The organism is Actinomadura sp. NPDC049753 (assembly GCF_040674655.1).
GTDB lineage: Bacteria > Actinomycetota > Actinomycetes > Streptosporangiales > Streptosporangiaceae > Spirillospora > Spirillospora verrucosospora.
Window position 1 is genome coordinate 1 of the sequence record NZ_JBFARL010000217.1, and the last position, 12,886, is coordinate 12,886.

Consider the following 12,886-nt stretch of genomic DNA (forward strand, 5'->3'; position numbering starts at 1 on the left):
GGGGCTCCCCCTCCACGGCGGCGACGAGCCGGCCGGCGAGCGTTCCGTAGTCGACGGTACCCACCCGGCCGCGAAGGGCATGTGGCGCGGCGAGGGCGGCGGGGCGTTCGCCCAGATGGCGGTGACGCCGGGCCGCATGAGCGTGCGGCTGCGCCTCACCCTGCTGTACGGGCTGCTGTTCTTCATGGCGGGCGCGCTGCTGCTGTTCGTGATGTCGGTCCTGATGGCCAACATCCTCGGCAACGTCAAGGTGATCGGCTTCGGCATCTCCGACGCGGAGGCGGCCGAGCTGCAGCGCCAGTTCGTCGAGCAGACGATGCGCCAGCTCGTCGGGCGGTCGCTGCTCGCGCTCGGCGGGGTCGGCGTCATCACGCTGGTGCTCGGCTGGTTCGTCGCCGACCGGGCCCTCAGCCCCCTGCAGCGGGTCACCACCACCGCGCGCCGGCTCTCGGAGAGCACGCTGCACGAGCGGATCGCGCTGGAGGGCCCGGACGACGAGATCAAGGAGCTCGCCGACACGTTCGACGCGATGCTGGAGCGGCTCGGGCAGGCGTTCGACACCCAGCGGCGGTTCGTCGCGAACGCCTCGCACGAGCTGCGCACCCCGCTCGCGATCAACCGGACGCTGCTGGAGGTGGCGCTCGGCGACCCGGAGGTCTCCGACGACCTGCGCGCCGTCGGCCGGACGCTGCTGGCGACCAACGCCCGGCACGAGCGGCTCATCGAGGGGCTGCTGCTGCTGGCCCGCAGCGAGCGGGAGCTGACCGCCCGCACGCCGGTCGACCTGGCGGAGGTGGCGGCGACGGTGCTGGAGCAGTCGGCCCGCCGCGAGCACGACAACGACGTCGCCGTCCATCCCGAGCTGACGCCCGGGACGGCGCTCGGCGACCCGGTGCTGCTGGAGCACCTGGTGTCCAACCTCGTCGAGAACGCGATCAAGCACAACGTCGAGGACGGCGGCGAGCTGTGGATCCGCACCGGCATGCTGGAGGGCTACGCCACCGTCCAGGTGGAGAACACCGGGCCCGTCGTGCCCGCCTACGAGGTGGAGCGGCTGTTCGAGCCGTTCCGGCGGCTGAACGCCGACCGCGTCGAGTCGGCCAAGGGCGCCGGGCTCGGCCTGTCGATCGTCCGCTCGGTGGTGCTGGCGCACCGCGGCGCCGTCTACGCGGTGCCGCGGCCGGGCGGCGGACTGATCGTCACCGTCCGCCTCCCCCCGGGCCAGCCGGCCGCGTGAGCCGCGGCGGCCGCCGCTACTGGTACGCGGCGGCCGCCGCTGCTACTTGTACGCGGCGGCCGCCGCGGTGGGGTCGCCGTCGTAGTCCGGCTCAAGCCCGACGTACTTGCCGGGCCGGACCATGGCGACCCGGGCGTCGTTCAGCAGCGGGATGAGGGCCATGTCGTCCAGCGCCACCTTCTCGGCCTGCTTGAACAGCCCGGTCCGGTCGGCCGGCGCCGCCGTCCTGAGCGCCTTGGAGATCGTCCCGTCGAAGGTGTCGTTCCTCCACTTGCCCAGGTTGTAGAAGCCCGTGTCGCTCGCCTCGCCGCCGCCGAGCAGGGGCCACAGCATCGTGTAGGCGCCCGGGTAGTCGGGCCCGTACGGCAGGAAGGCCAGCCCGGACGCGTCCTTGGACATGACGTCGTCCCGGTACTTCGTGAACTCGGCGACGGGGTAGGACTTCATCTCGACCTGCACGCCCAGCACCGACCTCAGCAGCGAGCTGACGACCGCCGCCAGCCGCTGGTCGACGGGCGACTGGCGGTAGTACAGCCGGACGGCGGTGCCGCTTTTCAGCCCGGCCCCCGCGGCCAGCATCTTCGCCTTCTCGGGGTCCGTTCCGTCGCAGGACGGGCAGACGCCGCGCCGGCCGAACCCGGGAACCGTCACCGGGACGATGCCGTGCGCGGGCTGGGGGAAACCGCCGAGCGCCTGGCTGAGCTTGCTCCGGTCGAGCGCGTAGGAGACGGCCTGCCGGGCCTCCCTCGACTTCATCGGGCCCCGGGCGGTGATCGGCACGAGCATCCGGGTGAACGGCGCGGGACGGGAGACCAGGCCCGTTCTCGGGGTCGAGGCCAGATCCTCGGTGCCCACCGCGTACCAGTCGGTCTGCCCGGCCGTGTAGGCGGTGCGCCCCTTGGCGGGATCGTCGGTCAGCATCACCGTGACGCCGTCCAGCCTGGTCTTGCCGAACGCCCAGCGGTCGTTCCGGACGAGCGAGACCGACACGCCCTTGGTGTAGTCCTGCAGCTTGAACGGGCCGTTGCCGACGGGACGGGTGTTGAACGCCGCGTTGTCGACCTCGCCCGCCTCCTCGGGGACGGGCATGAACGCCGGTTCGGACAGCCGGTCCGCGAAGTCGCAGTTGGGAGAGGTGAGCGCGACTTCGAGCGAGGTGCCCGACACCACTTTGACCCCGGAAAGCGACCCGGCCCCGCCGCCGGACACGGAGGAGTACCCCTCGATGTCGGTCATCAGGTAGGACGCGGGCCCGGTCTTGTCCGCGGCGCTGCGCGCCCAGCCGCGGGCGAACGCCTGCGCGTCGACGGTCTCGCCGTTGCTGAAGCTCGTCCCGTCCTTGAGCGTGATGGTCCACGTGCGGCATTCGGCGTCCGGCCTGATCGCCGTCGCGAGCCGGTTGCGGGCGGTGCCGTCGGCGCCGACCTCGGTGAGACCGGTGAACAGCTGCTTGCTGAGGAACCGCTCGGTGCCGCTGAGGGCGCGGGAGGGGTCGAACCCGCCGTCGGTGGCGGTCGGCGTCGACATCGCGACGGGCAGCGTCCCGCCGACCCGTCCGCCAGTGGCCGTCGTGCCCTGGTCGCCGTCTCCGCGGAACTGGACCCAGGCCACGGCGGCGGCGAGAACCACCACGGCCAGCGCGGCGCCCCCCGCCCCGGCGAGAACGCCGATGTGGGGACCCTTCCGCCTTCCGGACGGCTTGGTGAAGTCGACCCCTGGAGAGGAGACGGACGGCCATGTGGCGGGCGTGTTCCCGTTGGGCGGCGGCGGGGCCGGTGACGGCCACCCCGCGCCGGGCATGGGCGGCGGTGCGTGCGGCGGCGTGTGCGGCACTGAAGCGTGCGGCGGCACTGAAGCGTGCGGCGCCGGCGGGACGGCCTGGAAGGGCGCCGGCGTCTGCGTCCGCAGCCGTGCGGACTCGGTGGCCGCCGTCTGGGCGCCCTGGGTGAGCATCAGGGCGTCCTGGGAGAGGTCCCGGGCGTCGGGCTGCTGGGCGCCCGCCGGCTGCGGGAGGGTGCCGGCGAGCGCCAGCAGGTGCGCCAGGACCTGCTGGGAGGCGGGACGCAGCGCCGGGTCCTTGCTGAGGCAGTTCGCCACGATGCCGCGCAGCGGTTCGGGAAGGCCGCCGAGGTCGGGCGGCAGGTTCAGGATGCGGTGCATCACCGCCGGGATCGAGTCCTGCCCGAACGCCGGCCGCCCGTTCGCCGCGTACGCCATCGTGGCGCCCCAGGCGAACACGTCGGCGGCGGGCCCGACCGGCGCCCCGGAGATCTGCTCCGGCGCCATGTAGGCGGGGGTGCCGACCGCCGTGCTCGACATGGTCCCGGTGGCGTCCAGCGCCCGCGCGATGCCGAAGTCGATCACCCGCGGGCCGTCCGGCGCGAGCAGCACGTTGGCGGGCTTGAAGTCGCGGTGCACGACCCCCGCCTGGTGGATCGCGGCGAGCGCCGTCATCGTCCCGATCGCCAGCCGGTCCAGGTCGGCGCCGCGCCGCGGGCCGTCCTGCGCCAGCACCCGCGACAGCGCCGGCCCGTCGATGTACTCGCTGACGATGTAGGGGCGGTCGCCCTCGACGTCGGAGTCCAGGACGCGGGCCGTGCAGAACGCCGACACCCGCTTGGCGACCGCGACCTCGGCCGCGAACCGGGAGCGGGCCTTCGGGTCGCCGCTGAAGCGCGCGTGCAGCAGCTTCACGGCGACCCGGTGGCCCGGTTCGTCCTCCCCGAGGTAGACGGCGCCCTGCCCGCCCTCGCCGAGCAGGCCGGTCAGCCGGTACGCGCCGAGGCGGGAGGGGTCGCCCTTGCGGAGGGGGGCGACCTCGGTCATCCCTTGGACACGGTCCCGTACGCGGTCGCGGTCGTCTCGGACTGGAGCTGGCGCCACTCCCACCGCATCGTGGTGCCGCCGGAGGACGGGATGAACGTGACGTACCCGGAGGCGCACTCCTTCGGGTCCATCCCCGCCATCGGCGTCTCCCGGTACAGGACCCTCGAGCTGCTCTCGTCGCCGGACAGCAGCGAGAGCCGGGTGTAGCAGGTGTCCTGGGCGCCGGACGGATAGGTGTACGTCGCGACACCGCTGGAGTACAGCAGCGAGAACTTGACGTTGAAGGAGGTGTGGCCGGTTCCGGCGCCCGGCTGGTACCCGTTGCCGGTCCAGTTGCCGAGCAGCCCCCCGGTGGTGCTGGTGGTCGGCCTGTCGGTCGGCGTGTAGGTGTTCGGCGGCGAGTAGGTCGGCGTCGGCGGGTCGTCGTCGCTGTTGGCCCCGATGACGGCGAGCACCACGACCACCAGGATCACGATCAGCGCGAGCGCGCCGCACCCGATCGCGATGATCGGCCCCGCGGAGCTGGACTGCTTCGGCGGCTGCCCGTACTGCGGCGGGCCGGGCGGCATCGGCATCCGGGGCTGCGTCTGCGGCGGGGGCGGCATCGCCCCGCCCTGGTACATCGGCATCGGCGGCGGCGTGATCGGCTGCTGCGGATGCCCGGCGGGGCCGGGCATCCCGCCCTGGTGCAGCGGCATCGGCGGCGGGGTGATCGGCTGCTGCTGCGGCCGGGGCCGCGGCGCCGGCGGCACCGGGGGCGGCGGCGGGAGCTGCGAGGCGATCCGGGTGCCCTGGTTGAGCAGGTCCTCCTGCCCGCCGCCCTGGTTCGCGGGCGCGGCGCCGACATGGCCGAGCAGGTTCAGCAGCAGCTGCGCCGCCGGGGGGCGCAGGCCCGCGTCCTTGGACAGGCAGCGCCCGATCAGGTCGCGCAGCGGCCCGGCGGGCAGCGCCGACAGGTCGGGCTCCTCGTTGAGGATCCGGTTGATGATGACCGGCAGCGTGTCGGCCTCGAACGGCGACTGCCCGGTGCCGGCGAACACCATGGTCGCGGCCCAGGCGAAGATGTCCACCGCCGGGGTGAGCGGCGCGCCGGTGAGCTGCTCGGGCGCCAGGTAGCCGGGCGTGCCCACCACCATGCCGGTCGCGGTGACGGCGCTCTCCTGCGAGTTGACCGTCCGCGCGATGCCGAAGTCGACGACGCGCGGGCCGTCGGAGGCCAGCATGACGTTGTTCGGCTTGAAGTCGCGGTGCACGATCCCGGCCTCGTGGATGGCCGCGAGCGCGGTCACCGTGCCGATCGCGAGCCGCTCCAGCTCCGCCGCGCCGCGCGGGCCGTCGTGCGCGACGACGTCGTGCAGGGAGGGCCCGTCGATGAACTCGCTGACGACGTAGGGCTGGTCGCCCTGGACGTCGGCCTCGAGGACCCGGGCCGTGCAGAAGGGCTCGACCTTCTGCGCCGCCGCGACCTCGCGGGTGAACCGGGCGCGTGCGGCCGGATCGTTGGCCATCTGCGCGTGCAGCAGTTTGACGGCGACGTACTCGCCGTTCGGCGCCTTGCCCAGGTAGACGGCGCCCTGGCCCCCGGCGCCCAACCGTCCGATGACCTCGTACCGTCCGAGTGCCCTAGGATCGCCCGGCTCCAGCGGAGCGGCATCCGGCATCTGACCCTCCAGTGACCCGCAGTGATGTCCGCGACATTGTGCGCCGGACCCGCTCGCGGGGCCCCGTGCCGGCGATCGCCGGGCTGACCCCCGCAGGGGATCCGCCCCCAACCTCAGGCGGGCACGATATCGCGTTAGTTCTGACGTTTCACCGATGTATCCGGTTCGGTGTTCCGCCCGCCGGGTACGGCCGTCCCGCCGCACCGGGGCGGGCGGTGCGCACAACGCCTCCGGGACCGATATGATCCCGCCGCCGCGGGAACCCCGGCAGGCGCCGCGGCCCCCGGAACGGGGCCGTGTCACCCGCCGGGTATGTGATGGATGACACAGTGCGAGGGAAGAGTCGGGTGATGGGTGTCACTCGTGGGAACGGTCGCGCCTCGTGTGTCGCAGGTCACCAACCGTGACAGAATTTCCCGCCCGGATCGGGCACAAGAACGGCCCCCCGAGCGTTAGATCCGCGCGACGGGGCGCATAAAGCACTGAGGGGGATGGAGATAGAAGATGGCGACCGACTACGACAGCCCACGCAAGACAGACGACGACCTGAGCGAGGACAGCCTCCAGGAGCTCCAGGCACGCCGCGCCGACAAGGCGGCGAGCATCATCGACGAGGACCTGGACGCCGGCGAGGTCGCCGAGCTGCCGGGCGCCGACCTGTCGAACGAGGAGCTCACCTTCCGGGTGGTGCCTCGGCAGGCCGACGAGTTCACCTGCACGCGCTGCTTCCTGGTGCACCACCGCAGCCAGCTGGCCACCGAGAAGAACGGCCAGCCGGTCTGCCGCGAGTGCGCCGCCTGACCGGCGGCGGACACGGGGTGACGGGACGAGGGCGCGTGACGGGAGAGGCCGGGTGACGGGAGAGATCGAACCGCGTCATGGCGAGGTGGAGCCGGCGCGCGGCGACGGCTCCACGGAGCTGGGCGAGCTGATCGGCCGGCTCGCCTCCGACGAGGACATGGACGGCGAGACCCGCGGCCGCCTGCTCGGGCGACTGGCCAGGCTGCTCGGCCAGAGCGCCCGGAAGGTGGGGGCCGCGGGCGTCGCGCGCGGCAGGTGGCTCGCCGACCTGCTCCTCGCGGCGGCGCCGCACATCCCGATCCGCGATCTGGAGACCCTGCAGGCCCACCACCACGGGCTGATGGGCGAGGAGCTCGCCGACCGGATCGTCAAGGCGGCGGGCAACGCCACGACCGCCGTCGGCGCCGCCGGAGGCGCGCTGGCCGCGGTGGAGTTCGCCGCCCCGCCGCTGCTGCTGACCGCGCCCGCCCAGCTCGCCGCCGAGACGCTCGTCGTCGCGGCCATCGAGGTCAAGATGATCGCCGAACTGCACGAGGTGTACGGCGTCAGCGTCCAGGGGTCCGGGACCGCGCGCGGCGCCGCGTTCGTGACGTCCTGGGCCCGGCAGCGCGGCATCAACCCCCTGGAAGGCGGCACCCTCACCAGCGCCCTCGGCACGGCGGCCAAGAGCGCGCTGCGCCGGCGCATGCTCCGCGTCTTCGGCCGGAGCCTGTCCACCATGGGCCCCCTGCTCACCGGTGCCGCGGCCGGCGCCGCCCTCAACCGCTCCGCGACCAAGGGGCTGGCCCTCAAGGTCCGCAACGACCTGCGGGAGATCGCCGGCTCCCTGCCCCCGCTCCCCGGCGACCAGCCCCGTCGCCTGGACCCCTAGCGGCCGCCCACCCCCTGGCGGCACACGCGGGTGTCGAGGAGGCGGCGCGTCCTGCGCGGCGCGACCGTTTCCGTGCGCCTTTCATCTCGCGGGCGCCTGAACCCTCAGGCGGCCCGGGACAGCGAGAACGCGTCGTGGCCGGTCTCTCCGATCAGCGGAGGGACCGGCCACGACGCGCATGGCCGCCGACCGGGGGAGGGCCCCGGCGCGGGACGTTCTAGACGTCGGCCTTGAGGTTCTGCGGGAGCTGGCCGGTGCCCTTGGCCCACTGGTGGGCGGCGGCCCGGGTGGCGAGCAGCCGCGCGACCTCCATGCCGACGCCCATCACCACGGCCCACCCGATCGCCTCGGCCAGCGCCACGTCGGGGGACTCGGGGTTGGTCGGAGGCTCCTTGCCGGTGCTCTTCTTCCAGGCCAGCGTGATGACTTTCTTCGCGACGAAGCCGCCCGCGAATGCGGCCGCTCCGGCCATCACCCGCCAGCCGATGTCGCCCTTGTCCGCCATGTTGGTCCTCTCTCGTCCTGTCGTCTCCGACGCTACCGGAACGGCCCGCCCCCGGAGGGGAAGGCGATCACCGCGTCGGCGCCGGTAATCGGCATGCGACCCGGGCCGATGTCAATACGATTGGCCTCATGACAGAGCAGCCGCGTACTCCGCACGTCCCTCCGAAGCCTTCCCTGGACGGCCTGGAGGACAGATGGGCACGCGTCTGGGAGGACGAGGGAGTCCACCGCTTCGACCGCACCCGGCCGCGCGGCGAGGTCTACTCGATCGACACCCCGCCGCCCACCGTGAGCGGATCCCTCCACGTCGGCCACGTCTTCTCCTACACCCACACCGACACCGTCGCCCGGTACCACCGCATGCGCGGTCGGGCGGTCTTCTACCCGATGGGCTGGGACGATAACGGCCTTCCGACCGAGCGCCGCGTGCAGAACCATTTCGGCGTCCGATGCGATCCTTCCCTTCCCTACGACCCCGACTTCGAGCCCCCGGCCAAGCCCGACCCGAAACGCCAGCAGCCGGTCTCGCGGCGCAATTTCATCGAGCTGTGCGAGCGCCTCACCGAGGTCGACGAGAAGGCCTTCGAGGAGATGTGGCGCCGCGTCGGCCTGTCGGTCGACTGGAGCCACCTCTACACCACCATCGGCGCCACCGCCCGGACGGCGTCCCAGCGCGCGTTCCTGCGCAACCTGGCCCGCGGTGAGGCGTACGTCTCCGAGGCGCCGACGCTGTGGGACGTCACGTTCCGCACCGCCGTCGCGCAGGCCGAGCTGGAGGACCGCGAGCACCCCGGCGCGTTCTACCGGATCCGGTTCCACGGCGACCAGCGCCCCGTCTACATCGAGACGACGCGGCCGGAGCTGCTTCCCGCCTGCGTCGCGCTGGTCGCGCACCCCGACGACGAGCGGTACCAGGAGCTGGTCGGGACGACCGTGCGCACGCCGCTGTTCGGCGTCGACGTCCCGGTCGTCGCGCACCGGCTGGCCGACCCCGGCAAGGGCTCCGGCATCGCGATGATCTGCACGTTCGGCGACGTCACGGACGTCACCTGGTGGCGCGAGCTGGACCTGCCGACCCGCGCGATCATCGACTGGGACGGGCGGCTCGCCGCCGACCCGCCGCAGGGCGTTCCCGCACGGCCGTACGACGAGCTGGCGGGCAAGACGGTCTTCTCGGCCAAGGAGCGCGTCGTCGAGCTGCTGCGCGAGTCCGGCGACCTGGACGGCGAGCCCCGCAGGATCAGCCGGCCGGTGAAGTTCTACGAGAAGGGCAGCAAGCCCCTGGAGATCGTCACCACCCGGCAGTGGTACATCCGCAACGGCGGCCGCGACGAGGGCGTCCGCGCGGAACTGCTCGCCCGCGGGCGCGAACTGGAGTGGCATCCGGGCTACATGCGGGCCCGCTACGAGAACTGGGTCGAGGGCCTGAACGGCGACTGGCTGATCTCGCGGCAGCGGTTCTTCGGCGTGCCGATCCCCGTCTGGTACCGGCTGGACGAGTCCGGCGAGCCGGTGTACGACGACCCGATCGTGCCGGCCGAGGACGCGCTGCCGGTCGACCCGTCGTCCGACGTCCCGCCGGGCTTCACCGAGGACCAGCGCGGCCGGCCGGGCGGCTTCGCCGGCGACCCCGACGTGATGGACACCTGGGCCACCTCGTCGCTGACCCCGCAGATCGCGGGCGGCTGGGAGCGCGACGCCGACCTGTTCGCCCGGGTCTTCCCCTACGACCTGCGGCCGCAGGCGCACGACATCATCCGGACGTGGCTGTTCTCCACGGTCGTGCGCTCGCACCTGGAGCACGGCTCGCTGCCCTGGAAGGGCACCGCCCTGTCCGGGTGGATCCTCGACCCCGACCGCAAGAAGATGTCGAAGTCCAAGGGGAACGTCGTCACGCCGATCGACCTGCTGCGCGAGTACGGCTCCGACGCCGTCCGGTACTGGGCGGCGAGCGGGCGCCCCGGCACCGACACCGCGTTCGACACCGGCCAGATCAAGGTCGGCCGCCGCCTCGCCATCAAGATCCTCAACGCGTCGAAGTTCGTGCTCGGGCTCGGTGAGGCGGCCCCGGACGCGCCGGTCACCGAGCCGCTGGACAAGGCGATGCTGGCGGCGCTGGCCGGGGTCGTCGAGGAGGCGACGGAGGCGTTCGAGGGCTACGACTACGCGCGCGCTCTGGAGCGCGCGGAGCGGTTCTTCTGGGAGTTCTGCGACGACTACCTGGAGCTGGTCAAGGCCCGCGCCTACGGGGACGGGCCGCAGGCGCTGTCCGCGCGTGCGGCGCTGCGCACCGCGCTGTCGGTCCTGCTGCGCCTGTTCGCGCCCGTCCTGCCGTTCGTGACCGAGGAGGTCTGGTCGTGGTGGCGGCGAGGGTCGGTGCACACGGCACCGTGGCCGTCCGCCGCCGAGCTGCCGACGGGCGGCGACCCGGCCGTCCTCGCGGCCACGGGCGAGGCGCTCCGGCAGGTCCGCAAGGCCAAGTCGGAGGCCAGGGCGTCGATGCGCGCCGACGTGTCCCGCGCCGTCGTGCGCGGCTCGCAGGTGACGCGGATCGCGCGTCCCGACCTGGCCGCGGCCGGGCGGATCGCCGACCTGACCCTGGAGGACGCTCCCGCCGCGCTCACCGTCGACGTCGTCCTGGCCCCCGCGACGTAGATCACCCCGGCCGGGTCTTGACGCGGATCCGGCGCACTCCACATATTAGATCGGCGGTCTAATTGGGTGCCGCCGGGCGGGACGGCGCGAACGGGTCCGGCGCGGCGCGGGAGGGACACGGGATGAGCGAGATCGACGAGCGGCACCCCGTGATCGCCCCGCGCCGGGTGCGGTTCGACTGGGCGGACACGCCGCTGCACTGGATCCCGGACGAGCCGGTCGCCACGCACTTCATCAACGTCCTGCACCTGCTGCTGCCCGCGGGGGAGCGGTGGTTCGTGCACGTCTACAAGGAGGCGCTCCCGCTCGTCCGCGACGACGAGCGCCTGTACCGCGAGGTCAAGGGCTTCATGGGCCAGGAGGCCGTGCACGCCTACTCCCACCAGGGCGTCCTGGACCGGCAGATGCGGGATCAGGGCCTCGATCCGGGCCCGCTCACCGACCGGATCGAGTGGGTGTTCCGGCGGATCCTCGGCGACCGGTGCTGGATCCCGTTCCTGCCCCGCAAGCGCTGGCTGTTCGTGCGGATCGGCGTCATCGCGGGCATCGAGCACTACACGGCCGTCCTCGGGCAGTGGATCCTGGACGCCCGCGAGCTGGACGAGGCCGGCGCCGATCCGACGATGATGGACCTGCTGCGCTGGCACGGCGCCGAGGAGGTCGAGCACCGGTCCGTCGCGTTCGACGTCTACCAGCACGTGGCCGGGCGGTACTGGATGCGGTTCATCGCGTTCTTCCTCGGCGTCCTCGCGCTGCCGCTGATGGTGTACGCCGGGGCGGTGTTCCTGTGCCGGGCCGATCCGACGCTGAAGGGCGTCCGCCCGCGGATCCGCGACTACCGGCGGGCGGTGCGGCGCGGGCTCTTCCCCAGCAACCGGTTCATGATCTCCGCGGGGCGCGCCTACCTGCGGCGCGACTACCACCCGTCCCGCGAATGCTCGACGCAGCGGGCGCTCGACTACCTCGCGTCGTCGCCCGCGGCGCGGGCCGCGGGCGGCCGGGCGTCCTGAGCCGCGCCGCTCACAGCGCGCAGGGCAGGTGCTTGATGCCGTTGATGAAGTTGGAGTAGAGCATCTGGGGCTCTCCGCTCGCCCGGATGTCCGGGACGCGGGTGAACAGCTCCCGGAACATCACCGTGATCTCCTGGCGGGCCAGGTTCGCGCCGAGGCAGAAGTGGGGGCCGGGGCCGCCGAACCCTACGTGCGGGTTGGGGTAGCGGGTGATGTCGAAGACGTCCGGGTTCGTGAACACCTCCGCGTCGCGGTTCGCGGAGTTGTAGAACAGCAGGACCTTGTCGCCCGCCCGGTACCGCTGGCCGTTCATCTCGTGATCGCGGGTCACGGTCCGGCGGAACTGGATGACCGGCGTCGCCATCCGGACGATCTCCTCGACCGCCCCCGGGATGCGGGCGTCGAAGTCCTCCATCAGCAGCGCCCGCTGCTCGGGGTTGTCGGTGAACAGCTTCAGCCCGTGCGTCATCGCGTTGCGGGTCGTCTCGTTGCCGGCCACGACGAGCAGGATGAAGAACGAGCCGATCTCCTGGTCGGTCAGCGACTCGCCGTCCACGTTGGCCGAGACCAGCCGCGACACGAGGTCGTCGCCGGGATGCCGGCGGCGCCTGCGGGCCAGCTTCATCGCCAGGTGGTTCAGCTCGTACCCGGCGGACATCGCCATGAGCAGCCCGTACAGGACGCCGATCCGGGTGATGCCCTCGCGGGTCACGTCCCGGCCGCCGGCGTACTCGGGGTCGCCGAGCCCGAGGATGGTGTTCGTCCGGTCGTACACCATCGGGCGCACCTGCTCGGGGATGCCCATCATGTCGCAGATGACCTGCACGGGCAGCCGCGCCGCGACGTCGGTGACGAAGTCGGCCGACCCCTTGCGCTCCAGGTCGTCGACGATCCGCGTCGCGGTCGCCTGCAGGTCGGTCTCCAGCTTGGCGAGGACGCGCGGGGTGAACGCCCGCGACACGATCCTGCGGATCTTGGCGTGCCGCGGGTCGTCCATGTTGATCATCGAGCCGAAGTAGCGGGCCATGTACCGGGGCAGGTCGGCGATGCTGTTCGAGCACGGCTCGCTGCTGAACACCTCCGGCGTCCGGCTGGCCTCCACCACGTCCGCGTGCCGGGTGAGGGCGTAGTAGCCCGGCCCGGTCCGGATGAACGGCAGCTTGAGCTCGGGGAAGAACGCCGGGCGGTCGCGGGGGGGGGGGCCCCGCCGCCCCCCCCCCCCCCCCGGCGGGGGGGGGGGGGGGGGGGCCCCCGCGGGGGGGGGGGGCGGGGGGGGCCCGGGCCCGGCGGGCGAGGACACCGCAGAACACCAGAGAACAAA

At 72.9% G+C, this 12,886-nt stretch carries 8 protein-coding genes and 1 pseudogene; 5 read left to right on the top strand and 4 right to left on the bottom strand.

All coding sequences use genetic code 11. From position 1 onward, the window contains the following. Nucleotides 1–1,237: HAMP domain-containing sensor histidine kinase (locus tag AB0K37_RS35045; protein ID WP_363988485.1), on the top strand; the 1,237-nt coding region annotated here is incomplete at its 5' end. A gap of 42 nt (nt 1,238–1,279) precedes the next feature. Here the strand turns inward: AB0K37_RS35045 and AB0K37_RS35050 are convergent. Both AB0K37_RS35050 and AB0K37_RS35055 read right to left on the bottom strand, forming a co-directional pair. Then, nucleotides 1,280–4,063, bottom strand: coding sequence for an ABC transporter substrate-binding protein (locus AB0K37_RS35050; RefSeq protein WP_363988488.1), 2,784 nt, complete (start codon nt 4,061–4,063; stop codon nt 1,280–1,282). Next, nucleotides 4,060–5,724, bottom strand: a complete 1,665-nt coding sequence (locus tag AB0K37_RS35055; protein WP_363988490.1) for a serine/threonine-protein kinase — start codon at nt 5,722–5,724, stop codon at nt 4,060–4,062. The genes AB0K37_RS35050 and AB0K37_RS35055 overlap by 4 nt, the downstream gene beginning before the upstream one ends. 504 nt (nt 5,725–6,228) lie before the next feature. On the opposite strand from AB0K37_RS35055, the gene AB0K37_RS35060 reads away from it, so the two are divergent. Next, a complete protein-coding gene (locus AB0K37_RS35060) occupies nt 6,229–6,525 on the top strand; it encodes a DUF4193 domain-containing protein (protein WP_117404125.1) in 297 nt (98 codons plus the stop codon). 52 nt (nt 6,526–6,577) lie between these two features. Then, on the top strand, nt 6,578–7,396 hold the full coding sequence (locus tag AB0K37_RS35065) for a hypothetical protein (protein WP_363988493.1): 819 nt from the start codon (nt 6,578–6,580) through the stop codon (nt 7,394–7,396). Nucleotides 7,397–7,613: 217 nt separating this feature from the next. Here AB0K37_RS35065 and AB0K37_RS35070 read toward each other — a convergent pair whose 3' ends face one another. After that, nucleotides 7,614–7,901: a DUF4235 domain-containing protein gene (locus AB0K37_RS35070; protein WP_179836389.1), complete on the bottom strand. Its 288-nt coding sequence runs from the start codon at nt 7,899–7,901 to the stop codon at nt 7,614–7,616. 128 nt (nt 7,902–8,029) lie between these two features. Here AB0K37_RS35070 and valS point away from each other — a divergent pair, with 128 nt between their 5' ends. Beyond that, nucleotides 8,030–10,555, top strand: a complete 2,526-nt coding sequence (gene valS, locus AB0K37_RS35075) for a valine--tRNA ligase (RefSeq protein WP_363988496.1) — start codon at nt 8,030–8,032, stop codon at nt 10,553–10,555. A 122-nt stretch (nt 10,556–10,677) separates the two neighbouring features. After that, nucleotides 10,678–11,565: a metal-dependent hydrolase gene (locus tag AB0K37_RS35080; RefSeq protein ID WP_363988499.1), complete on the top strand. Its 888-nt coding sequence runs from the start codon at nt 10,678–10,680 to the stop codon at nt 11,563–11,565. Between the two features lie 10 nt (nt 11,566–11,575). Here the strand turns inward: AB0K37_RS35080 and AB0K37_RS35085 are convergent. Then, nucleotides 11,576–12,739 (bottom strand): annotated as a pseudogene (locus AB0K37_RS35085) (cytochrome P450); the annotation flags it as partial. Nucleotides 12,740–12,886: the final 147 nt, after the last annotated feature.